The organism is Bariatricus sp. HCP28S3_F11 (assembly GCF_052065395.1).
Classification (GTDB): Bacteria; Bacillota; Clostridia; order Lachnospirales; family Lachnospiraceae; genus Allocoprococcus.
This window is the reverse complement of sequence record NZ_JBQHUC010000002.1, coordinates 147,744-172,573: the sequence shown is the minus strand read 5'-3', so window position 1 is coordinate 172,573 and position 24,830 is coordinate 147,744. Positions and strand designations below refer to the sequence as shown.

General features: G+C 45.9%; 18 protein-coding genes and 1 pseudogene. 14 read left to right on the top strand and 5 right to left on the bottom strand.

Features of this window, described 5'->3' with window-relative positions; genetic code table 11:
* The 9 genes and pseudogenes from ACTNBR_RS01960 to ACTNBR_RS01920 all read left to right on the top strand — a co-directional run.
* Positions 1-170 (top strand): annotated as a pseudogene (locus tag ACTNBR_RS01960) (IS110 family transposase); the annotation flags it as partial.
* A 433-nt stretch (positions 171-603) separates the two neighbouring features.
* Complete coding sequence (gene nrdG / locus ACTNBR_RS01955; RefSeq protein WP_427820230.1) at positions 604-1,104, top strand: anaerobic ribonucleoside-triphosphate reductase activating protein; 501 nt, start codon at positions 604-606, stop codon at positions 1,102-1,104.
* Positions 1,097-1,735, top strand: a complete 639-nt coding sequence (gene thiE / locus ACTNBR_RS01950; RefSeq protein ID WP_441018105.1) for a thiamine phosphate synthase — start codon at positions 1,097-1,099, stop codon at positions 1,733-1,735. Before nrdG ends, thiE begins: the two co-directional genes overlap by 8 nt.
* Positions 1,732-2,388, top strand: coding sequence for an HAD family hydrolase (locus ACTNBR_RS01945; protein ID WP_441018103.1), 657 nt, complete (start codon positions 1,732-1,734; stop codon positions 2,386-2,388). The genes thiE and ACTNBR_RS01945 overlap by 4 nt, the downstream gene beginning before the upstream one ends.
* An 18-nt stretch (positions 2,389-2,406) precedes the next feature.
* Positions 2,407-3,213 carry a bifunctional hydroxymethylpyrimidine kinase/phosphomethylpyrimidine kinase gene (thiD, locus tag ACTNBR_RS01940; RefSeq protein WP_427820227.1) on the top strand — a complete coding sequence of 269 codons (807 nt, stop codon included), beginning with the start codon at positions 2,407-2,409 and terminating at the stop codon, positions 3,211-3,213.
* A complete protein-coding gene (locus ACTNBR_RS01935; protein ID WP_441018101.1) occupies positions 3,210-4,235 on the top strand; it encodes a threonine aldolase family protein in 1,026 nt (341 codons plus the stop codon). The genes thiD and ACTNBR_RS01935 overlap by 4 nt, the downstream gene beginning before the upstream one ends.
* 198 nt (positions 4,236-4,433) lie before the next feature.
* Positions 4,434-5,000 (top strand): MarR family winged helix-turn-helix transcriptional regulator, encoded by a 567-nt coding sequence (locus ACTNBR_RS01930; RefSeq protein ID WP_441018099.1) that lies wholly within the window; start codon positions 4,434-4,436, stop codon positions 4,998-5,000.
* Between the two features lies 1 nt (position 5,001).
* Positions 5,002-7,398 (top strand): ABC transporter ATP-binding protein, encoded by a 2,397-nt coding sequence (locus tag ACTNBR_RS01925; RefSeq protein WP_441018097.1) that lies wholly within the window; start codon positions 5,002-5,004, stop codon positions 7,396-7,398.
* Complete coding sequence (locus ACTNBR_RS01920) at positions 7,391-9,214, top strand: ABC transporter ATP-binding protein (protein ID WP_427807412.1); 1,824 nt, start codon at positions 7,391-7,393, stop codon at positions 9,212-9,214. Before ACTNBR_RS01925 ends, ACTNBR_RS01920 begins: the two co-directional genes overlap by 8 nt.
* Before the next feature lie 54 nt (positions 9,215-9,268).
* On the opposite strand, the gene ACTNBR_RS01915 is transcribed toward ACTNBR_RS01920, so the two are convergent.
* The 3 genes from ACTNBR_RS01915 to ACTNBR_RS01905 all read right to left on the bottom strand — a co-directional run bounded on the left by ACTNBR_RS01915 (position 9,269) and on the right by ACTNBR_RS01905 (position 14,414).
* A complete protein-coding gene (locus tag ACTNBR_RS01915) occupies positions 9,269-10,915 on the bottom strand; it encodes a SulP family inorganic anion transporter (RefSeq protein ID WP_441018095.1) in 1,647 nt (548 codons plus the stop codon).
* A 163-nt stretch (positions 10,916-11,078) separates the two neighbouring features.
* Positions 11,079-12,692, bottom strand: coding sequence for a CTP synthase (locus ACTNBR_RS01910; RefSeq protein ID WP_427807408.1), 1,614 nt, complete (start codon positions 12,690-12,692; stop codon positions 11,079-11,081).
* 243 nt (positions 12,693-12,935) lie between these two features.
* Positions 12,936-14,414, bottom strand: a complete 1,479-nt coding sequence (locus ACTNBR_RS01905; RefSeq protein ID WP_427807406.1) for a DUF1846 domain-containing protein — start codon at positions 14,412-14,414, stop codon at positions 12,936-12,938.
* Positions 14,415-14,565: 151 nt separating this feature from the next.
* Here ACTNBR_RS01905 and ftsH point away from each other — a divergent pair, with 151 nt between their 5' ends.
* The 4 genes from ftsH to ACTNBR_RS01885 all read left to right on the top strand — a co-directional run bounded on the left by ftsH (position 14,566) and on the right by ACTNBR_RS01885 (position 20,544).
* On the top strand, positions 14,566-16,662 hold the full coding sequence (gene ftsH, locus ACTNBR_RS01900; protein WP_441018093.1) for an ATP-dependent zinc metalloprotease FtsH: 2,097 nt from the start codon (positions 14,566-14,568) through the stop codon (positions 16,660-16,662).
* A 91-nt stretch (positions 16,663-16,753) separates the two neighbouring features.
* Positions 16,754-18,643 carry an excinuclease ABC subunit UvrC gene (uvrC, locus tag ACTNBR_RS01895; protein WP_427820219.1) on the top strand — a complete coding sequence of 630 codons (1,890 nt, stop codon included), beginning with the start codon at positions 16,754-16,756 and terminating at the stop codon, positions 18,641-18,643.
* 19 nt (positions 18,644-18,662) lie between these two features.
* Positions 18,663-19,583 carry an HPr(Ser) kinase/phosphatase gene (gene hprK, locus ACTNBR_RS01890; RefSeq protein WP_427807400.1) on the top strand — a complete coding sequence of 307 codons (921 nt, stop codon included), beginning with the start codon at positions 18,663-18,665 and terminating at the stop codon, positions 19,581-19,583.
* Positions 19,584-19,608: 25 nt separating this feature from the next.
* Positions 19,609-20,544 carry an ROK family glucokinase gene (locus ACTNBR_RS01885; protein WP_427807398.1) on the top strand — a complete coding sequence of 312 codons (936 nt, stop codon included), beginning with the start codon at positions 19,609-19,611 and terminating at the stop codon, positions 20,542-20,544.
* Between the two features lie 100 nt (positions 20,545-20,644).
* On the opposite strand, the gene ACTNBR_RS01880 is transcribed toward ACTNBR_RS01885, so the two are convergent.
* Complete coding sequence (locus ACTNBR_RS01880) at positions 20,645-23,242, bottom strand: transglycosylase domain-containing protein (protein WP_441018091.1); 2,598 nt, start codon at positions 23,240-23,242, stop codon at positions 20,645-20,647.
* 225 nt (positions 23,243-23,467) lie between these two features.
* On the opposite strand from ACTNBR_RS01880, the gene ACTNBR_RS01875 reads away from it, so the two are divergent.
* Positions 23,468-24,127 (top strand): YigZ family protein, encoded by a 660-nt coding sequence (locus ACTNBR_RS01875; protein WP_427807394.1) that lies wholly within the window; start codon positions 23,468-23,470, stop codon positions 24,125-24,127.
* A gap of 83 nt (positions 24,128-24,210) precedes the next feature.
* Here the strand turns inward: ACTNBR_RS01875 and hpf are convergent, their stop codons facing one another.
* Complete coding sequence (gene hpf / locus ACTNBR_RS01870) at positions 24,211-24,750, bottom strand: ribosome hibernation-promoting factor, HPF/YfiA family (protein WP_427807392.1); 540 nt, start codon at positions 24,748-24,750, stop codon at positions 24,211-24,213.
* Positions 24,751-24,830 lie beyond the last annotated feature (80 nt).

Below are 24,830 nucleotides of genomic sequence, written 5' to 3'. Positions count from 1 at the left end.
CCGTTGCCCATTCCATGCTCATAGCAATATATCACATTCTCAAGGATGGTGTCGTTTTCAAGGATCTGGGAGCTGATTATTACAATCAGTTCAATAAGGAACGTAAAATAGTTGCATACCTCAAGAAGTTAAAAGCGCTTGGCTGGGAGGCTCCAGTAGTTGCCGAATAAGCCTGTCGGTTAAGTTCAAAATCAACCTTTTTGCACTAGATAGGGGTAGTTTGCGCTTTTTTGGCTATTCTGAAGGTTTTGTTTCATAGTAAAAGAGAAAAATGCAGCAATAAATAATGCGGTGTTATTGAGAAGATAAAGTATACGATATCGAATCATAATTATTAATTTCAAATAAGGCATTTCATTACTGACTGTGATGGAATGCCTTGTTATATCTTTGACTCAATCAGGGCTCTTTATGAAGCAAAACAGAAGGGGAAAGCACGTTCCGTCATTTACCGGACGGCTGAATTATGTGAAGAGAAAAATATGTATTAGAATGGTCCCTTTCGCTGGGGAGGAATGGCTTGAAAATACAGGCTGATTCGCTTATAATAATCCATAGACTGATTACTGTGAAATTTGAAAAAAGAATTGTAGGTGATATGTCATGAATTATGGGAATATAAAAGAATGCGATATTGCAAATGGGCCGGGCGTCAGAGTCAGTTTGTTTGTTTCGGGATGCCGACATCATTGTAAAGGCTGTTTTAACGCGGAAACCTGGGATTTCGCGTATGGAAGTCCATTTACTGAAGAGACGCTGGCGGAATTGTTGGAAGCGCTGAGACCGGATTATATTCAGGGATTTACGCTTCTTGGGGGAGAACCTTTTGAACCGGAGAATCAGCAGGTGCTGGTAAATGTGCTGAGGCGTATCCGGGAAACGTATCCGGGTAAGAATATCTGGTGTTATACGGGATATTTGTATGATGTCGATCTGATTCCCGGTGGAAAAGTATTTACCGATGTAACAGAGGAAATGCTTTCCTATGTAGATGTATTGGTGGATGGACCATTTGTGGAAGCGGAGAAGGATCTTACGCTGGTATTTCGGGGAAGCAGGAATCAGAGAATACTGGATCTGAGGCAGGAAAGAGAAAATGGATAAGAAAGATTTGTTATTATACGCGGTGACGGACCGGAGCTGGCTTGATGAAGGAGAGACTCTGGAGGAGCAGGTGGAGAAGTGCCTGAAAGGCGGGGCAACCTGCATCCAGCTTCGGGAGAAGCATCTGAGTGAAGAAGAGTTTCTGGAAGAGGCCCGAAGGATGAAAGTAGTGTGCGCAAAGTATCATGTGCCGCTTCTGATCAATGATAATGTGGAGATCGCTCTTGCCGTGGATGCGGATGGTGTTCATGTGGGGCAAAGTGATATGAAAGCGCAGGATGTGCGCGCGAAAATGGGACCGGACAAGATAATCGGGGTCACGGCGAAGACGGTGGAGCAGGCACTTCTGGCAGAAAAGCATGGGGCGGATTATCTGGGCTCCGGTGCTGTATTCGGCACCAGTACCAAGGAAGATGCTTCGAAGATGGATCATAAGGTTCTGAAGCAGATTTGCCAGGCAGTAAACATTCCGGTTGTGGCGATCGGGGGAATTACAGAGGAAAATGTGGCAGAACTGGCGGGAAATGGAATATGTGGTGTTGCAGTTGTCAGTGCAATTTTTGCAAAAAAGGATATTGAAGCGGCGACAAGAGAACTGAAGCTGCGGACGGAAGAGATGGTGAAAGCGTGATTCAATATGCGATTTTTGATGTAGACGGGACACTCCTGGATTCGATGTCTATCTGGGAAGAGGCGACTGAGCAGCTTCTGAGAAAGAAAGGAATTGTTCCGGAGGATGGGCTTATTGATACGATCATGCATATGAGCATGGAAGAAGGTTCTGCTTATGTGAAGGAGAAGTATCAGATGCCTGAGACGGCAGAAGAGATTCTTACGGGGATTGTAGAGTTTGTTGAGAAGTTTTATCGGGAGAAAGCGGGATTTAAGAAGGATGTCCGGGTGCTTCTGGATGAACTGAAGAAGAGGAATGTGAAAATGGTGGTTGCCACTTCGGGAAGTGCGGAACTTGCCGGAGCAGCACTTGAACGTCTCGGGGTTCGGGATTATTTTTTGAGGATTTTTTCCTGCGGAGAGGTCGGCGCCGGGAAAACGCGGCCGGATATTTTCCTGAAAGCAGCGGAAACATTGGGGAGTACTCCGGAGGAGACCTGGGTGTTCGAGGATGCTGTTCATGCGGTCAGAACGGCGAAACAGAGCGGGTTTAAGGTGACTGTGATCTATGATGAAAGCAGCAAAAAAGACTGGGAAGAAATCAAGTCTCTGGGGGATGTGGTTCTGGAGGAATCGGATTCTTATATGAAATTCTTCGATAAGCAGGGATAGCAGAAAGGAAAGTGTGAGATGAAAACAGCATTAACAATAGCAGGCAGTGATTCGAGTGGAGGCGCCGGTATTCAGGCGGATATTAAGACGATGACGGTCAACGGGGTCTACGCCATGAGTGCAATCACGGCCTTGACGGCACAGAATACGACCGGTGTCACGGGAATTATTGAAGTGACGCCTGATTTTCTGGGAAAACAGCTGGATGCGGTTTTTACGGACATCCGGCCGGATGCAGTGAAGATCGGAATGGTTTCCGGGAAGGCATTGATTGAAACGATTGCGGACAAGCTGGAAGTGTATCATGCGGAAAATATCGTTGTGGATCCTGTGATGGTTGCCACCAGTGGGGCAAGGCTGATCAGTGAGGAGGCAATCGGCGCATTGAAAGAGAGACTGCTTCCGATGGCGACGGTATTGACGCCGAATATTCCCGAAGCTGAGGTGCTTGCCGATATGCAGGTGAAGACGGAGGAAGACATGGTAACTGCAGCAGAAGTGATCAGCCGCAGATATGGCTGCGCAGTTCTGTTAAAGGGCGGCCATCAGCTGAATGATGCCAATGATCTGCTTTATCGGGAGGGAAGCATAAAATGGTTCTGCGGCAGAAGGATCGATAATCCGAATACCCACGGAACGGGATGCACCTTATCCAGTGCGATCGCGGCAAATCTGGCGAAGGGATTTGATCTGGATACATCGGTGGAACGGGCAAAGGAATATATTTCCGGTGCGCTTTCGGCCATGCTGGATCTGGGAAGCGGAAGCGGGCCGATGAACCATGCCTTTGCGGTTACCGGAAAATTTACGGAGGAACAGTCATGATATTATTTAACAGTGATTATACAGAGGGAGCACATCCCAGAATTCTGGAAAGATTGATGGAGACGAATCTGGAGCAGACTACCGGTTATGGGGAGGATGCTTACTGTGAGGCGGCAAGAGAAGCGATTCGAAAGGTGTGCGATGCGCCGGAAGCGGATGTACATTTCCTGGTGGGAGGAACGCAGGCGAATTTTACCGTTATTTCGTCGGCTCTGAAACCATATCAGGGCGTTTTGTGTGCGGATACCGGCCATATCAATGTACACGAGACCGGTGCGGTGGAGGCATGCGGACACAAGGTGCTTGCACTTCCGGGGAAGGATGGCAAGATCACGGCTGAGCAGATTAGGAATGCGCATGATCTGCACTGGAGCGATGAGTCACACGAACATATCGCGCAGCCGAAGATGGTATACATTTCCCATCCGACAGAGCTTGGAACCCTGTATACGAAAGGTGAGTTGGAAGAAATCGGGCGTGTCTGCCGGGAATGCGGTCTGTATCTGTTTCTCGACGGGGCAAGGCTAGGGTATGGTCTGATGGCTCCGGGGACGGATGTGACAATTGCGGATATTGCAAAAATTTGCGATGTGTTTTATATTGGCGGTACGAAAGTCGGCGCGCTCTTTGGGGAAGCAGTTGTGATCATGAATCCCCAGTTGAAACCGGATTTCCGCTACTGTATTAAACAGAAGGGTGGTATGTTGGCAAAGGGGCGTCTTCTGGGAATTCAATTTCTGGAGCTGTTCCGGGACGGGTTGTATTTTGAGATTGCAAAGCATGCGATCGATACGGCGATGATTTTAAAGGAAGGGTTGAAGGAAAAAGGGTATTCTTTCTTTATGGACAGCGTGACGAACCAGCAGTTTATTATGATCGAGGATGAGAAGCTTGAGAAGATCCGTGAAAAATACGGTGTGACATATCAGCAGAGATATGATGAGACGCACAGCGTAATCCGGCTTTGTACCAGCTGGGCTACGACGGAGGAGAATGTGAGATCACTTCTGGCGGATCTGTAAATATGAAAATGTAAGATGTATACGTAAAAAAAGGTCCGGTGGACCTTTTTTTGTTTTGGGGGATAAAGATAAAGTTAAATATCTAATTAAATAATGCGCAGAAATTATAATAAAAGTATAAAATCTTTTCTCATACAATTGACATTTCTGTACATAAATCATAGAATAACCGTTAGACATCTAAGCATTGGAGGTGAGATGATGTATCAGGATGAACGGAGAGAAGGCGACAGTACCGGCATGTGCTGTGACAAAAACATACCATTACTGTTTTTGATGCATCAGGTGTTTCATATGAATGTGCAGTATATTATTCACTTGATAGAACCTTTGAAGATCAAGCCGGGACACGCCGGGATTTTGCTTTTCCTTAGAAAAGCAGGGCCGCTCTCGCAGCGTGAGATCGCGGATCATATCGGGGTGAAGCCGCCGTCTGTGACGGTCGCGATCCAGAAGCTGGAGAAGCTGGAGTATGTGGAGCGCAGACCGGACAAGAAGGATCAGCGTATCGTAAATATTCAGATCACGGAGAAGGGGATGGAATGCACAGAGAAGTTAATGACAATTGCGGATCAGGCAGATGCGGTACTGTTCAAGGATATGAGTGTAGAAGAAAAGTTGCTGCTCCGGCGTTTGATGCTGCAGATGCGGGAAAATCTTTTTTCTGTAAAGGAGATTAATCTGAAAGAATTAATGGAAACATGTCCCCATATGGACCAGACAGAAAAGGGATATGTGAAAACGAGAAGAAAGGATCGTTGTTGATATGAGAAAATTATTGAAACATTTGAAACCGTATATGGCGACCATTGTTGTTATCATCGGTTTCCTGATTGTTCAGGCAACCTGCGATCTGTCACTTCCTTCTTATACTTCTGACATTGTAAATGTGGGAATTCAGCAGGGAGGAATTGACGAGAAGATACCGGAAGCTGTTACCGAAGAGGAGATGGAGAGGCTGCTTTTGTTTATGAGCAGGGAGGATAGCGAACGGGTGCTGGAGGCGTATGAGCTGAAGACGGCGGATACCGGATATGACTGTGAAGGCAGTGTTTATGTTCTGAAGGAATCAGCTGCCGAAGACAAGGAAGAAGTGCAGGAATTGTCGGAAATCCTGGGACAGCCGATGCTGCTGGTATCCGGATTTGAGTCTGATAGCGATACAACCAAACAGATGGAAGTATCGATGAAGGACAACATGAAAGCAGCCATTCAGTCACAGGCGGAGGCAAAGGCAAAGAAAGCCGCCTCTCAGATGACAGAAGAGGAGAAGGCTGCTCTTGAGGCAAATCCGGAGCTTGCTAAGAAACAGCAGGAAGAAATGCAGGCGCAGATTGAAGCGCAGATGCAGAAGATTGATGAAGCGGATATGTTCGAAATTCTGGGAATGCTCTCTGAGGATCAGAGAGAAGAGATGGTAGCACAGATTGCAGAAAAAATGGATGATATGCCGGATTCGATCGTGGAGCAGGCAGCTACGGCTTATATAAAGACTGTGTATGAAAAGCTGGGAATGGATACGGAACAAATTCAGAACAGCTATATTCTGAGAACAGGTGCGAAGATGATCGGCCTAGCATTTCTTGGAATGCTTGCCAGTGTGATGGTGGGACTTCTGGCATCCCGTGTTGCGGCTAGAACCGGACGTGACTTAAGAAGCAGGGTATTCAAGAAAGTAGTCGGATTTTCAAACGCGGAATTCGACCATTTCTCAACGGCATCCCTGATTACAAGGAGTACCAATGATATCCAGCAGATTCAGATGCTGGTCGTTATGTTACTGAGGATGGTAATGTATGCACCGATCATGGCAGCAGGCGGAATCATCAAGGTATTCCGGACCAATGTCGATATGTCATGGATCATCGGACTTGCGGTTGTGCTCATACTTCTGCTTGTGTTGGTATTATTTATCGTGGCAATGCCGAAATTCAAGATTTTGCAGAACATGGTGGACCGTCTGAATCTGGTAACGAGGGAGATCCTTACCGGACTTTCTGTTATCCGGGCGTTCAGTACGGAGAAATATGAAGAGAAGCGTTTTGATAATGCAAACAAAGATCTGATGAAGACAAATCTGTTTGTAAATCGTGCGATGACATTTATGATGCCGGTCATGATGCTGGTTATGAATGGAATTACGATTCTGATCGTCTGGAACGGGGCGCATGGAATCGATAACGGAAATATGCAGGTCGGTGATATGATGGCATTTATCCAGTATACGATGCAGATCATCATGTCGTTCTTAATGATCTGTATGGTGTCCATCATGCTCCCGAGAGCGGCGGTCGCTGCAGATCGTGTAGATGAAATTCTTGCGAGTAAAACAGCAATCGAGGATCCAGAGAATCCGGAAACACTCCCTGCAGGAAGTAAAGGAGAAGTGGTGTTTGATCATGTAAACTTCCGCTATCCGGGGGCCGAGGAGGATGTGCTTCATGATATTCATTTCACGGCAAAACCTGGACAGACGACAGCGATCATCGGAAGTACTGGAAGCGGAAAGTCTACGATCGTCAACCTGATTCCGAGATTCTATGATGTGACAGGCGGAAGGATCCTGATCGACGGAACCGATATCCGGGAAATCACTCAGCATGAGCTTCGGGATAAATTGGGATATGTTCCGCAGAAAGGGGTACTGTTCTCAGGTACGATCGAATCCAATATTCTTTACGGAAATCCGGATGGAACGAAGGCGGAGATGGAAGAGGCGGCTTCGATTGCCCAGGCGACAGAATTTATCGAAGAGAAGCGAAAAAAATATGACAGTCCGATCGCTCAAGGCGGAACCAATGTCTCCGGAGGACAGAAACAGAGATTGTCCATTGCGCGTGCGATCGCGAAGAAGCCGGATGTCTTTATTTTCGATGACAGCTTCTCCGCGCTGGATTATAAAACCGACGTAACGCTGCGGGCTGCCTTGAAGGAAAAGACGCAGGACAGTACCGTTATTATTGTGGCGCAGAGAATCAGCACGATTCTCCATGCAGAACAGATCATCGTTCTGGATGAGGGAAGAATAGCGGGAATCGGTACACATAAAGAGCTTTTGAAAAACTGTGATGCATATTATCAGATTGCTTCTTCGCAGTTGTCCGAGAAGGAACTTGCGGGAGATATGGGAACGACCGGAAAGGAGGAGATGGCGCATGCCTAGACACGGAGGACACGGACCGATGAAATCAACGGAAAAAGCGAAAGATTTCGGCGGGACTATGAAAAAACTGATCAATTACATGAGTGTATATAAAATCGGCATTTTCTTTGTCGCGGTATTTGCGATCGGAAGTACCGTTTTCAGTATATTGGGTCCTAAGGTTCTTGGAAAAGCGACGACGGAGATCTTTAACGGACTGATCAGCAAGATATCCGGAGGCGACGGGATTGATTTTGGGAAAATAGGAAAGATACTGATTGCGCTTCTCTGCCTCTACGCGGTAAGTGCGCTGCTGTCTTTCCTGCAGGGATTTATTATGACAGGAATATCACAGAAAATGACATACCGCATGAGAAAGGAAATTTCCGAGAAAATCAACCGCCTGCCAATGAAATATTTTGACAAGACGACACACGGAGAGGTACTCTCCAGAGTGACGAATGATGTGGATACGCTCAGCCAGAGTCTGAACCAGAGTGCAACGCAGTTGATCACTTCTGTGACAACGCTCATTGGTGTTCTGGTGATGATGCTGAGCATCAGTCCACTGATGACGGTCGTGGCACTTTTGATTCTTCCAATCTCTATGATATTTGTATCTACGATCGTAAAGCATTCTCAGAAGTTCTTTAAGAGCCAGCAGGAATATCTGGGACATATTAATGGACAGGTGGAAGAGGTTTATGGCGGACACAATATTGTAAAGGCATTCAACAAAGAAAAGGATGTGATCCGAACCTTTGATGAGACGAATGAGATCCTTTATCAGTCGGCGTGGAAATCACAGTTCCTTTCCGGTATGATGATGCCGATCATGCAGTTTGTCGGCAATCTGGGATACGTCGGTGTTTCGATCCTTGGAGGATATCTGGCAATCCGCAAAACAATTGAAGTGGGTGATATCCAGTCCTTCATTCAGTATGTGCGTTCTTTTACCCAACCGATCCAGCAGGTAGCGCAGGTCGCGAATATGCTGCAGTCTACGGCGGCAGCTTCCGAGCGAGTATTTGAATTCCTTGGAGAAGAAGAAGAGGACCAGGTTGTGGAACATCCGGTTTCTGTGGAGGGACTGGAAGGAAATGTCACGTTCGATCATGTACAATTTGGTTATAATCCGGATCATGTGATCATCCATGATTTCTCGGCTGAGGTACATCAGGGACAGAAGATTGCCATTGTCGGTCCTACAGGAGCCGGCAAGACCACGATGATCAAACTGCTGATGCGTTTTTATGATGTGAATAAGGGAGCGATTCTGGTTGACGGACATAATGTCAGGGATTTCAACAGGAGTGAGCTCAGGGAAATGTTCGGAATGGTGCTTCAGGACACCTGGCTGTTCAACGGAACGATTGAGGATAATATCCGCTACGGCAAGCTGGATGCGACACATGAGGAAGTGGTAGCGGCCGCGAAAGCGGCACATGTACACCGGTTTGTACAGACTCTGCCGAACGGGTACCAGATGGAACTAAATGAAGAGGCGAGCAATGTGTCCCAGGGGCAGAAACAGCTTCTTACGATCGCAAGAGCGATTCTAGCGGATCCGAAGATTCTGATTCTGGACGAGGCAACAAGCTCTGTTGACACCAGAACGGAAGTCCAGATTCAGAAAGCAATGGATAACCTGATGAAGGGAAGAACCAGCTTTGTAATCGCACATCGTCTCTCAACGATACGGGATGCGGACCTGATTCTGGTGATGAAGGACGGAGATATTATCGAACAGGGAAGGCATGAAGAATTGCTTGCGAAAGGCGGCTTTTATGCCGAGCTATATAATTCTCAGTTTGAATCTGCTTCAAGCTGTGCATAGAGAAAAAGCGGGCGATGTCCATATGACATCGCCCGCTTTTTCAATGGAAAGATTTTATATTTGGATCAGTTTTTCTGCGCGTTCCAGAGATTCTTCAATATTGCTGCAGAAATTCTCTTTTCCGGCCATTTCCACAAAGCCGGCTTTATTCAGTGCATTCATAGGCTGTTCATTTACATGAGAGAAGATTATCGTAATGTTGTCTTCTTTACATTTTTTCCATAAATCGATCAGAGAGTTCATGGCTGTGCTGTCTAATGCCGGAACACCGCGCATACGGAGTATCAGACATTTGGTTTTGCTATGGCAGATGATTTGTTCGATGGAGTCAGCTGCGCCAAAGAAGAGCGGACCATTGATTTCGTAAACGCTGATTTCACGCGGAAGTACGCGAAGCTGACTATTTACTTCTTCACTGTCGTCATCTGCATAGGTCCATCCTCTTATACTTGTCTCATCGCTCATGCGCTTGATAAATAACAGACATGCAAGAAGCATTCCGATCTCGATTGCAACTACAAGGTCGAAGACGATGGTGAGGATAAAGGTAATGACAAGAACTGCGATGTCGCTCTTTGGGGCAGTCTTTACCAGACGAACAAACGGTCTCCACTGGCACATATTGTATGCAACAATGAAAAGAATCGCAGCGATTGTCGGCATAGGAATCATTCCGGCGAATGGCATCAGGACGACAAGAACCAAAACCAGAGTGATAGAATGTACCATACCGGCAATCGGAGTGCGGCCACCGTTCTTGATGTTGGCAGCAGTACGTGCAATGGCTCCTGTTGCAGGGATTCCTCCGAAGAATGCAGAAGCCATATTGCCGGCGCCCTGGGCAATCAGTTCCGTATTGGAACGGTGTTTGCTGTTGATCATTCCATCGGCAACCACACAGGAGAGAAGCGATTCGATGGCTGCCAGCACTGCGATGGTAAATGCATCCGGAAGTGCGGTGCGTATCATTTCAAAGCTCATGGACGGCAGATGGAATGACGGCAGACGGTTACTGATGGTATACAGATCCCCGATGGTATTGACCTTCAGAGGCAGGAATCTCACCATCAGGATTCCGACGATCACGGCAATCAATGATCCCGGGATTTTCTTAGCAAAATATGGAGCGATGGTCAGGACGGCAAGACTGACGAGGCCGACGATTACGGCATGGATGTTCAGGGTAGAGATATTTTGGATAAATGCTTCCAGTTTCTCCATAGTCTCGATCGGCTTCACGCCTTCCGGATAGGTGAGACCACAGAAGTCTTTGAGCTGTCCAATGACAATCGTTACGGCAATTCCTGCGGTAAATCCGGTAGTGATTGTAAATGGAATGAATTTGATTAAGCTGCCAAAATGGCAGATACCCATAATGACCAGAATGATTCCGGCAAGGATGGTTGCCGCAGCGAGGCCGTCGGTGCCGCTTTTGGCGACAATACCGGCTACGATGGTTGCAAATGCAGCGGTCGGCCCGGCGATTTGTACTGCACTACCCCCGAGTGCAGAGATAACGAATCCGGCTACGATTGCGGTGAAGATTCCGGCTTCCGGCCCCACACCGGAAGCAAGTGCAAGTGCGATAGAAAGCGGAAGCGCAATAATAGCCACAATAATGCCAGCTGTTACATCCTTGATGAACTGTGAACGGTCATAGCCTTTCAGGGTTGTAAGCAGCATTGGTTTGAAAGTTCCCATGTTTACTTGTTCCTCCTTTAGATAAACTTTTGTAGTTCCCGAAGTGAATATATCCTTCTGGTTCATAACTCCCAATATAAGTATATCAGAGGGAAAAGATGTGGTAAAGAAAAAAAGTGCCCGAAGTGGCAAACTTCAGGCACTAAATCAAATACATAAAGGATTAGTTCTTAGAAGACTGGTAGTCCAGTGCGGCTTCTACAAAACCTTTAAACAACGGATGCGGTTTGTTTGGACGAGACTTTAGTTCCGGATGAGCCTGAGTCCCGATGAACCATGGGTGGTCTGGAATCTCGATCATTTCCACGATCCTTCCGTCCGGAGATAAGCCGGAGAGCTTCATGCCGTTCTTTTCCAGCACATCACGGTAGTCATTGTTGACTTCGTAACGGTGGCGGTGCCGTTCGGAAATCTCTTTCTTGCCGTAGAGCGAGTAGGCCTTGCTTGTCTCATCAAGAACACAAGGATAAGATCCCAGTCTTAAGGTCCCTCCAATATTTTCCACGCCAATCTGATCCGGCATAATATGGATGACAGGATGCGTGGTGTCCGGTTTCAGTTCCACACTGTGTGCATCGTGATATCCGACCACATTTCTTGCAAATTCCACAATGGAAAGCTGCATGCCAAGACAGAGACCGAGAAATGGAACTTTGTGTGTGCGGGCGTATTTGATTGCTTCGATCTTTCCGTCTATACCGCGGTCTCCGAAACCTCCCGGCACGAGGATACCGCTTACATCGGATAGGATCGTATCCACATTCTCCGGAGTTACCGTTTCTGAATCCACCCATTTAATATTTACGGTAGTATGACTGTAAATACCGCCGTGCTTTAAGGCTTCTACTACACTGATATAGGCATCGTGGAGCTGGATGTATTTTCCGACCAGTGCTACAGTCACTTCCTGAGTAGGATGCTTCAGACAGTCTACCATCTCTCTCCAGTCCTTGAGGTCCGGCTCCGGACATGGAAGATGAAGGGATTCGCACACAACTGATGCGAGGTGTTCCTCCTCCATGGCAAGCGGTGCTTCGTAAAGATACTCTACGTCCAGATTCTGGAGAACATGGCTTGCAGGTACATTACAGAACAGGGCGATTTTGTCCTTGATGCCGTCGTCCAGCGGATGTTCGGAACGGCAGACGAGAATATCCGGCTGAATGCCCATTCCCTGGAGCTCTTTTACACTTGCCTGAGTCGGTTTGGTTTTCATTTCCTGAGAAGCGCGAAGATACGGAATCAGGGTTACATGGATCAGGATGACATTTTCATGCCCCATATCATGCTGGAACTGACGAAGCGATTCCAGGAAAGGCTGACTTTCGATATCGCCTACGGTTCCGCCTACTTCAATGATTGCAATCTCTGTGTCGGTAGCGGTTGGGTTTCTGTAAAAACGGCTTTTGATTTCGTTTGTGATATGGGGAATGACCTGGACGGTTCCTCCTCCGAAGTCTCCCCGGCGTTCCTTCTGCAGAACAGACCAGTAAATTTTACCGGTTGTAACATTGGAATTTCTGGTAAGACTTTCATCAATAAAACGTTCATAATGTCCGAGATCGAGATCGGTTTCCGCACCGTCATCGGTTACGAATACTTCTCCGTGCTGTACCGGATTCATGGTTCCCGGGTCAATGTTGATATATGGATCGAATTTCTGCATGGTGACCGTGTAGCCGCGTGCTTTTAAAAGACGACCGAGGGATGCTGCTGTGATTCCTTTGCCGAGACCGGATACAACACCTCCGGTGACAAATACATATTTTACTGCCATAATAACCTCCTTATACTATACTGCTCATACCATTACTATATTTTTTCTCTAAAAAAAGCGAAAAAAACCATAAGATATCAATCTTTGGCTTCCTCGTCAAACCCGGTTCGAAATGAAACCGGTAAATAATATAATTGTGAAATAAAATACTTTAAAAGTATACACCCAATCCACAGGAAAATACAATCTTTTTTTGCAGACTGGGTGTAAAAAAATCACAAAGTTTGAATGGTGAATTTGTGCTTATTGGTAAATTGGTTTTTTCTCATATTTCGGCTCAGAAGTTGTCTGAATAGAAAGCTTCTGAAACAGGCGGACATCCACATTTGCCAGCATGACAGAGGTGTGCGCCTGACAGCCTTTCAGCTTCGGAATCTGATTCAGGGCAAGTTCTGCAACAGGGTCAGTAGAAGCGCTGATGGAAAGTGCGATCAGGACTTCGTCGATGTGAAGACGCGGATTGCGGCTTCCAAGATATTCTGTCTTGACTTTCTGAATCGGCTCGATTGCTGCCGGAGAGATCACATGTACACTGTGATCAATGCCTGCAAGCTCTTTTAATGCATTCAGAATCAGGGCGGCTGAAGCACCGAGAAGTTTGGAAGTCTTACCGGTTACGATTTTTCCGTCCGGAAGCTCCAGTGCTGCGGCAGGTCCGTCGGTCTCGGCGGCTAGATCCAGTGCGGCATCTACTACCTTGCGGTCGTGTACGGTAACGCCAGCCTGATTCATAAGAAGTTCAATTTTATAGGCTTCTTCACGTGGACAGCTTCCGGCAAGAAAGCGGTCCATAGTATGATAATAACGGCGGATGATCTCCTGCTTGGATGCCTCGCGGCAGACTTCATCGTCGCAGATACAGTTCCCGGCCATATTGACACCCATATCAGTTGGAGATTTGTAAGGACTACTTCCGTAGATGCGCTCAAATATTGCACAAAGTACCGGAAAAATCTCTACGTCACGATTGTAGTTGACTGTGGTTTCTCCATATGCTTCCAGATGGAACGGATCAATCATGTTGACATCGTTCAGATCGGCCGTCGCAGCCTCATAGGCAAGATTGACTGGATGTTTGAGCGGTATGTTCCAGATCGGAAATGTCTCAAATTTCGCATATCCAGCGTGGATTCCGCGTTTGTGTTCGTGATAGAGCTGGGAGAGGCATGTCGCCATCTTGCCGCTTCCCGGTCCTGGTGCTGTGATAACAACCAAGGGGCGAGTGGTTTCAATATAATCATTCTTACCGTATCCTTCGTCACTGACGATCAGTGGTATATTGGAAGGATACCCTTCTATCATATAATGAATATAAACTTTAATTCCCATCTTTTCCAGACGTCCTTTGAACAGATGTGCACTGTTCTGACCGGAATATTGCGTGATTACAACACTTCCTACATAGAGGCCGTTTTCTTCAAAGGAGTCCTTCAGACGCAGAACGTCTGTGTCATACGTGATCCCCAGATCACCGCGTACTTTGTTTGCTTCTATGTCGGCAGCGCTTATGACGATGACGATCTCGGCAGTATCTGAAAGTTCTTTAAGAAGGCGGAGCTTGCTGTCCGGCATAAAACCGGGAAGAACTCTGGCTGCATGGTAGTCATCAAAAAGCTTTCCACCGAATTCGAGGTAAAGCTTGTTGTCAAATTTATTGATACGTTCACGAATATGTGAAGACTGCATGCTAAGATATTTTTCATTGTCAAATCCGATTTTCATTGGTTACCATCCCTCTCTGCGTGTATTTTTGACATTCCACTTAACAGTATACTATAGTATATGTCATTTTTACAATCTTTTCATAATCTTTTTATTGATTTATGTTTTTGAGCTACTTATAATAGAAGAGATGAAAACTAGGAGGATACTTATGAATAATCAAAATAACAGGAATAATCCTAACAATAGAAACGGAAACCCTAATAATAAGAACAATCGTCAGGGAATGAATATGCTGATTTTCATACTTCTTCTTGTTGCAGTTCTTATGTTTTCCTTTTTCCAGATGCGTGATGACGATAATGCGCAGGAAATCTCTTATGACCGTTTTATGGAGATGGTTGAGGACGGAGAAGTGAAGGAAGTTGTGATTGAATCAGACCGGATCGTGATCAAACCGAAGAGCGAGAGTGAGATCGCAGCGGAGAAGGATAAGGCAACTGATGAGAGCGGAGTGGTTGAGGGTGCTGTAAAAGAGAATCAGGAGGAAGATAAAAAGAGTATCTTTGCTTCTGAAAAAGAGTATTATACTGGAGTTGTAGATGATCCGAACCTTACACAGAAACTGCTGGATGCCGGCGTGAAGCTCAGCCACGAGATACCGGATTCTACACCATACATTGTTATGAACCTCCTTGCAACAGTGCTTCCGTTCGTATTTCTGATCGGGATGGCCATCTATCTGATGAGAGGAATGTCGAAAGGCGGCGGAGTGATGGGGATCGGTAAGAGCAATGCCAAGATGTATGTGGAAAAGTCTACCGGTGTTACATTTAAGGATGTTGCCGGACAGGATGAGGCAAAGGAATCTCTGCAGGAAGTAGTAGATTTCCTTCATAATCCGGGGAAATATACCGGTATCGGTGCGAAACTTCCGAAAGGTGCACTGCTTGTGGGACCTCCGGGAACAGGTAAGACTCTTCTTGCGAAAGCGGTTGCTGGTGAGGCGAATGTGCCGTTCTTTTCTTTGTCCGGTTCTGCGTTTGTTGAGATGTATGTCGGTGTAGGTGCTTCCAGAGTGCGAGACCTTTTCAAACAGGCTCAGCAGATGGCTCCGTGTATCATCTTCATCGATGAGATCGATGCAATCGGTAAGAGCAGGGACAGCCAGCTCGGCGGAAACGATGAGCGTGAGCAGACGTTGAATCAGCTTCTTGCGGAAATGGATGGATTCGATACAAATAAAGGGTTGTTGCTTCTTGCAGCTACGAACCGTCCGGAGATCCTGGATCCGGCGTTGCTTCGTCCGGGACGTTTTGATCGTCGGATCATCGTTGACAAGCCGGATCTGAAAGGACGAATTGATGTCCTCAAGGTACATTCGAAAGATGTCAAGATGGATGAGACCGTGAATCTGGAAGAAATTGCGCTTGCAACTTCAGGAGCGGTGGGATCAGATCTTGCAAATATGATCAATGAGGCTGCCATCAATGCAGTGAAGAACGGGCGTCAGGTTGTATCACAGGCAGACCTTTTTGAGGCAGTGGAAGTGGTTCTTGTAGGTAAGGAGAAGAAAGACCGGATCATGAGTCAGAAAGAGCGCCGGATCGTGTCTTACCATGAGGTGGGACATGCCCTGGTAAGTGCTCTGCAGAAGGACGCTGAACCGGTGCAGAAGATTACAATCGTTCCAAGAACGATGGGAGCGCTCGGGTATGTAATGCATACACCGGAAGAAGAGAAGTTCCTGAATACCAAGGCAGAACTGGAAGCGATGCTGGTGGGAATGCTCGCGGGCCGTGCCGCGGAAGAAATCGTGTTCGATACGGTAACGACTGGAGCGTCCAACGATATTGAGCAGGCAACCAGAATTGCACGTGCTATGGTTACACAGTATGGTATGTCAGAGAAATTCGGCTTGATCGGTCTGGAATCAGTTCAGAATCGTTATCTGGACGGACGTCCGGTCATGAACTGCGGAGAAGCAACAGCTTCTGAGATTGATCAGGAAGTCATGAAAATGCTGAAAGGGGCTTATGCAGAAGCCAAACGTTTGTTATCCGAGCATCGTGATACAATGGATCAGATTGCTGAATTCCTGATTCGTGAAGAGACGATTACCGGAAAAGAATTCATGAAGATCTTCAGAAAATGCGAAGGAATTCCGGAGTCTGAAGAAGATGAGACGAAAAAAGCAGGAGAACTTCCTGCAAAAGAGAAGGAACAGAGACTTCTGGATCAAGAAAACAATTCAGAAAATGAAACTGAAAAAGATGAGGATGGATTCATTCTTCCTAAGAACAGATAAATAGAAGTATATTTTGCGGCGGTCAGCTTGATTTTAGCGGACCGCCGTTTTGTCACTTGTATTATTCCCTACGGACAAGTATAATAGGACTATGGAAAATCAGACATTTATTATTGAAGAAGAATTAAAGAAACTGCCCGGACGTCCGGGCGTTTATCTGATGCATGATGAAAAGGATGAGATCATTTATGTAGGAAAGGCGATCAGCCTGAAGAATCGTGTCCGGCAGTATTTTCAGAGTAGCCGTAATAAGGGTGTGAAGATTGAACAGATGGTGACACACATTACTCGTTTCGAGTATATTGTCACAGATTCTGAGTTGGAAGCGTTAGTGCTGGAATGTAATTTGATCAAGGAATACCGCCCGAAATACAATACCATGCTGATGGATGACAAAAGCTATCCTTTTATCAAAGTTACGGTAAATGAGGCATACCCGAGAATTATGATGGCCCGTCAGATGAAGAAAGATAAGGCTAAATATTTTGGCCCTTATACGAGTGTGACTGCAGTGAAGGATACGATTGAACTGGTACGGAAGCTGTATCATTTGAGAAGCTGCAACAGAAGCCTTCCCAAGGATATCGGAAAGGAGCGGCCGTGCCTTTACCACCATATCAAGCAATGCGATGCTCCATGTCAGGGGTATATTTCTCAGGAAGAATACAAAAAGTCGGTAGATGAGGTGCTGAAGTTCCTGAATGGAAACTATGAGAAGATACTGGGAGATCTGGAACAGAAGATGATGGAGGCATCGGATAATCTGGAATTTGAGAAAGCAATCGAATACCGGGAACTGATCGGAAGTGTCAGACAGATTGCCCAAAAACAGAAGATTACAGATACAGGAGGAGAAGATCGGGATATTATTGCGCTTGCGAGAGAGCAGGAGGATGCGGTGATCCAGGTATTTTTTATTCGCAGCGGCAGGCTGATCGGACGTGATCATTTCTATCTCAGAATTGCAAAAGGAGATGGAGTAAGTGAGATCCTATCCAGTTTTATCAAACAGTTTTATGCTGCTACACCTTATATACCGGGAGAGCTGATGCTTCCGGAAGAACCGGAAGACCAGGACATTCTGGAACAATGGTTGGGGCAGAAGAGAGGGCATAAAGTGCATTTGCGGGTCCCAAAAAAAGGAGAAAAAGAGAAGCTTGTGGAACTTGCCGCAAAGAATGCGCAGCTGGTTCTTGCAAAGGATAAGGAAAGGCTGAAGAGAGAAGAGGGAAGAACGATCGGGGCGGTCAAGGAGATTGAGAGTATTCTGGGACTTCAAAATATTTTGCGGATGGAGGCTTTTGATATTTCCAATACGAATGGATTTGATTCAGTGGGATCCATGGTAGTATATGAGCGTGGAAAACCGAAACGTAATGATTACAGAAAATTTAAGATCAAAGGAGTTCAGGGAGCAGATGATTATGCCAGTATGAGAGAAGTGTTGACCAGAAGATTCCTTCATGGACTGGATGAACAGAAGAGTGGGAAGGAACTTGGAAGTTTTCAGGTATTTCCGGATCTGATCCTGATGGACGGAGGAAAAGGTCAGGTGAATGTGGCGCTGGAAGTTCTGGATGAACTGCATCTTGCGATTCCGGTCTGCGGTATGGTAAAGGATGACCATCACCGGACCAGGGGATTATATTATAATAATGAGGAACTGCCAATTGATCGAAATTCAGAGGCTTTTCGGCTGATTACCAGAATCCAGGATGAAGCACACCGTTTTGCAATTGAATTCCACAGAAAGCTGCGTGGACAAGGCCAGGTTCATTCGATTCTGGATGATATCCCCGGTATCGGACCGGCAAGGAGAAAAGCGCTTATGAAGAATTTTGTGGGATTGGATGAAATAAAAAAAGCTGAAATAGAAGATTTGAAAAAAATTCCATCTATGGATGAAAAATCGGCACGAAGCGTGTATAATTTCTTTAGGAGTGACACAAAAGATCAGGATGAATCCCTGGAAAAAAGATAATGGAAAAGGAGAACAGACAATGGGAGTTGAGTTACAGAGAATCGTGGAAAAAATGAAGTTGAAGAATCTGACACCGGAAGTGGATCTGACAAAACGTGAAGTAAAGATTCCGGATATCAACAGACCGGCACTTCAGCTGGCAGGTTTTTTTGATCATTTTGAGTCTCAGAGAGTGCAGATAATCGGATATGTGGAGTATACGTATCTGGAGACACTGTCAGAGGAGCAGAGAGAAAAGATCTATGTTACGTTGATGTCTTATGGCGTTCCTTGCTTCATTTTCTGTCGGGAATTGATGCCGGACAAAGTATTTCTTGAGAAAGCAGTGGAAACAGGGACTCCGGTGTTTATTACGGACAAGCCGACTTCGGCATTTACAGCGGAGATCATTCGCTGGTTGAACGTAGAACTTGCACCTTGCATTTCTATACACGGCGTTCTGGTTGAGGTGTATGGTGTCGGTGTCCTGATTATGGGTGAAAGCGGAATTGGAAAGAGTGAGGCTGCGCTGGAACTGATCAAGAGAGGACATCGTCTTGTAACGGACGATGTGGTTGAAATCCATAAAGTCAGTGATGATACTCTGGTCGGAATGGCACCGAATATTACAAGACATTTTATTGAGCTGAGGGGAATCGGAATCATTGATGTGAAAACTTTGTTCGGTGTACAGAGTGTGAAAGAAACACAGAATATCGATCTGGCGATTACGTTGGAAGACTGGAATAAGGATAAAGAGTACGACCGTCTTGGACTTACAGAAGAATATACGGAATTCCTGGGCAACCGCATTGTTTGCCATAGTATTCCGATTCGTCCGGGAAGAAATCTGGCAATTATCGTCGAGTCGGCAGCTGTCAACCATAGGCAGAAACAGATGGGGTATAACGCTGCTCAAGAATTATACCGGCGTGTTCAGGAAAATCTGCAAAAAAAGTAATTAGATAAAAGAAGGAGAAAAGAAAATGAATTATTGTTTTGGAGTTGACATTGGAGGAACGACAATCAAAATGGGATTGTTCCAGTTTGATGGAAAGATGGTTGATAAATGGGAAATCAAGACCAGAACGGAGAACGCAGGGGAAGCAATTCTTCCGGATGTTACAAAAGCAATTAATAAGAAAATGATGGAGTTTGGACTTGAGAAACAGCAGATTCTCGGAATCGGGCTTGGAATTCCGGCACCGGTCACAGAAGACGGGATTGTGCCGAATACCGCAAATCTCGGATGGGGATACAAGGAAGTGAAGCGTGAGTTGGAGGAACTGACCGGAATCCATGTTGCTACGGGAAATGATGCCAATGTAGCTGCGTTGGGAGAAATGTGGCTCGGTGGAGGCCAGGGACATCGCAACATGGTCATGGTTACGCTCGGAACCGGCGTAGGTGGAGGAGTCATTATCAACGGTGAGTGTGTGATAGGAAAGCATGGAGCAGGCGGTGAAATAGGACACATTTGTGTGAATTATGAAGAGACGGAACCCTGCGGATGTGGTAACAGAGGATGTCTGGAACAATACGCATCAGCGACGGGGATTGTTAGACTTGCCCGGAAACGTCTTGCGCAAGACGAGGAGCCGAGTTTGCTGCGTGATGTTACGGAACTCAGTGCAAAAGAAGTGTTTGATGCTGTAAAAAAAGATGACAAGGCAGCAATTGAAGTCGCAAAAGAGTTTGGAAAATATCTGGGATATGCACTTGCCAATCTTGCGGCAGCATGTGATCCTGCAGTCATTGTAATTGGGGGAGGAGTATCAAGAGCCGGAGAAATCCTTTTCGACTATATCGAGGGGCCATTTAAGGAAAGAGCATTCTTCGCAAACAGGGAAACACAGTTTGCTCTTGCACAGCTCGGAAATGATGCAGGAATCTGTGGGGCGGCTAAGATGATCCTTAAATAAGTACATATGGAAAGCAGAAGAAACAAGTTTGATAGTTAAAAAAGGGACGTAACACGCAATGATAATTCGTGTTACGTCCCTTTTGATATTTTGGATTATTCTATTGATCTGATGTGCCTGGGTCTGTTGGAGTGGTTGGATCCGTCGGAGTAGTAGGCTCTGTCGGAGTGGTAGGCTCTGTCGGAGTGGTAGGCTCTGTTGGGGTGGGCGTTCCACCGCCATTGCCGCTGCTATTTCCTCCATTTCCACTTCCATTTCCGCCGTTTCCGCTGTTTCCGCCGTTTCCGCCGTTTCCGCTTCCTCCTCCATCATCCGGATTCTCAGAATCATCCGGTTCTTCGGGCTCTTCGGGTTCTACCGGCTCGTGTCCCGGACAAGTTTCCGTCGGATAAGTGCCCGGAGCAAACCATTCTGTCATGGAAGGACATTCATCAGATAAAGCAAGTAGTCCGGTCTCAGTACAGATGGTTCTTCTTACCAGAGAAGATGGCATTGTGAAATCTTTATAGGCCAGACCAAGGGCGCTGTTAATTCTATCCATAATATTGGACCAGATTCGCACGTGGTAGTACCAGCTTGTGTCACTGAGCGATTGGTTGTTATCATATCCCATCCAGATGGAACAGGTATAATAAGGTGTATATCCGGCAAACCATAGATCCTTATTATCAGAAGTTGTACCGGTTTTTCCGGCTGCCGGCATATTTTCAAGCTGGGCATACGGTGCTGCAGTACCCTTTGTTACAACATCTTCCATCGCGAGTGTCAGGAGGGCAGCAGTCGTATCTTTGATGATGGTTTTCGATTCGTTTTTGGTATTATCAATCAGCACATTACCGTCATGATCCAGTACTTTTGTGTAAAGAATCGGCTTATTATAGACGCCGCCGTTGGCGATTGCGGCATAAGCGGCGGTCAGTTCATAATTGTATACACCGTGTGATACACCACCAAGCGCAAGGGATTCTACCATATCCTTATCTTTCGAAAGAGTGGTGATACCGAATTTCTCTACATATTCATAGCCAAGTGAAACGGAAATTTCGTTGATCACTTTTACGGCGATAACGTTCATAGACTGTTCAATTGCTTTCCGAAGCGTTACCGCACCGCGGTAGGAATCGCCCCACCAGTTGTGAACCTGCTTGTCTGGATTGGATTGATAGTAATATGGCTCGTCCACTTCGACATCTGCAAGAGTCTTACCTGCACTGTCGAGGGCCGGTGCGTAAACAGCAAGAATCTTAAAGCAGGAACCGGCCTGACGAGTCGTGCCGTAAGCACGGTTCAGTCCACGGTTTGTGGTTTTCTCGCCACGCCCTCCGACCATTGCTTTAATATGACCGTTGCTTTGGTCAATGATACAGACAGAAGCCTGTGGCTGCGGAGCGAGATTCACGTATTCATCATAGGTATCTCCCTCCTGGGCGATGCTTGCCTTAAAAGCTTCGATGTGTTGGTAAGCTTCCTCTTTTGAACTATATAAATACTTGGAATCCACACCATTATATTGCTTTACATTTCCTACGGAATAGTTTTCCTGTGTCTGCGCTTCATCTGCCCTGGTGACGGTCAATGCGTAGTCTAGATCCCAGGTCGTTTTCGATGGGAAATTGTCATCGTTGTTGAGCTCATCGTCACAGATTCCCTGAATCGTCAGATTCTGAGTTGTGTAAATGCTGAGACCGCCGCTGTAAATCGCGTTGTAAGCCTGAGTCTCTGTATAGCCGAGACCATCGGCGGAGGTCAAATCATCCATCAGCTGGTCGATCAGTGCATCAACAAAATAAGAAGTAACACGTGTTTCTTCCAAAACCTGGGTGTTCACCGTTTGAATTCGGGAGTAAACATCATCGGCCAGTGCCTCATCGTGTTCAGCTTGATCAATATACCCTTGTTCCAACATATTGTCCAGCACTTTCTTCCGACGTTCTGCATTTTTCTCTGGGTTCGTGATTGGGTTATAACCACCCGGACTCTTGGTAATTGCAGCAATCGTTGCGCATTCGGAAAGCGTTAGATCGGATACATCCTTGCCAAAATAACGTTTGGCTGCAGCTTGTACTCCCAATGTGTTCTGACCAAGGTTAATGGTATTGAGATAACTTTCAAGAATCTCTTCCTTACTCAGCTGCTTTTCAAGCTGCAGGGCAAGATACTGTTCCTGCAATTTACGTTCAACCTTTTCCAACTGACTTTCATTAATGAAGTCTGGAAATACATTGTTCTTAATAAGCTGCTGGGTAATTGTACTGGCTCCTTCCGAAAAATGTCCGCTTGTAAGTCCTACTACAGCAGCTCGAAGAATTCCCTGGGGGTCAATCCCGTTGTGCTGATAAAACCGGGAGTCTTCGACAGCAACAAATGCATGCTGAAGATCTTCCGGAATTTCATCGATTGTCACATAAACGCGGTTGGAACCGGCCTGCTTGAAATCTTCGATGATCGTTGCATTGTCATCCGCATAGGCAACAGAAGTATATCCCTCTGGTTTGATGCTGGAAGGAGTAATCTCCGGTGCATTATCAATGATTCGTTTTACCAGAAGCCCGGCACCTGCTGCGCCTGCGATACATACAACGGCAATACAGAGTAAAAAACCTTTAAATAGGCGCACACCTATTTTTTTCTTTCGCATATTTGCTTTGGAAGTAATATTTTTTTGCTTTTTAGAAGCGCTTCTTTTTCCATAATTCATGAACATTGCCTCCTTCATATTGATTTATTATAGCAAATATACCAATCTAAATAAAGCGAAAAATAAAAACTTCCTTATTACCTATGAGAAAATTAAGAAAAACTTCCGAATTCTTGTCGAATCGTGTTGATTTGTAATATTTTTGTAATTGTCTTGCATCTGGTAATCAGGATTTGTATACTTGTCATAGGAATTATAATTTGCAGATGAAGGGAAAGAATAAGGATGCTTAAGAAATATAGGACAGTGTTTGAAGGAAGCGAAGGCGAAATTACGGAAAAAAAGTCCAGATTTATTGCTACGGTTTTGCCGGTGCACAGTGAGGAAGAGGCGATTGGTTTTATCGAGCAGATGAGAAAGAAATACTGGAATGCAACGCATAACTGTTTTGCTTATGTGATCGGAGAACATTTCGAGATCCAACGGTGCAGTGATGATGGAGAACCTGGCGGAACAGCAGGGAAACCGATGCTGGATGTCCTGATGGGAGAAGAGCTTCATGATACGGCAGTCGTGGTGACACGGTATTTCGGTGGGACCCTTTTGGGAACCGGAGGTTTGGTGAGGGCTTATCAGGCCGCAACGAAAGCCGGTCTGTTGGCGAGCACTGTGATTACAAAATACCTTGGGAAAGAATATGTGATCGGGACAGATTATACGGGACTTGGAAAGATCCAGTACATTCTGGCACAACGTAAACTTTTTGTGCGAGATACGGAATATACGGACAGTGTTAAGATTCATGTTCTGATTCCGGAGGTGGAGGAACGGGAAGTGTTGGCTGAGATTACGGAAGGAACAAACGGACAGGCGAAGCTGGAATCCGGTGATATGTGTTATTTCGCGGATATTGACGGGAAGATTGAGATATTTCCGATTGGATAAAAAAGAGATTGAATAACGCTGCTTTGAAGTAAAATGCTGGTCACATAAGTGACCAGCATTCTTTATACTATATTCGATTATGTTTATTGAAATTCAGGTTCAATCAGTCCGTAAGTACCATTCTTTCTCTTATATACAACATTGACTTCATCAGTCTCTGCGTTGCTGAACACGTAGAAGTTGTGTCCGAGAAGTTCCATCTGGATGCAGGCATCTTCCGGGAACATCGGTTTGATTCCGAAGCGCTTTGTGCGGACGATCTGGATTTCTTCCGGATTCGGTTCGGCATTGGTCTCTTCATCGATGAATTCCTGGCGGAAGTCATGTCCACCCTGATGTTTGGCAATGAGTTTCGTTTTATACTTTCGAAGCTGGCGCTCGATAATCTCTTCTACTAAATCGATGGATACGTACATATCACTGCTTACCTGTTCAGAGCGGATAATGTTGCCCTTGACAGGGATTGTGACCTCGATTTTCTGACGTTCCTTTTCGACACTTAAGGTTACGATGATTTCTGTTTCAGGAGTAAAATACCTTTCAAGCTTCCCAAGCTTCTGTTCTACGGCCTGTCTGAGACCTGGTGTGATTTCGATGTTTCTTCCGCTAATGATAAATTTCATACAGCTCAACTCCTTTTGTTTGTATTTCCTATGCAGGGTGCCGGACGCACCTCATAAGAGCATTCCATAGAATAGAATCA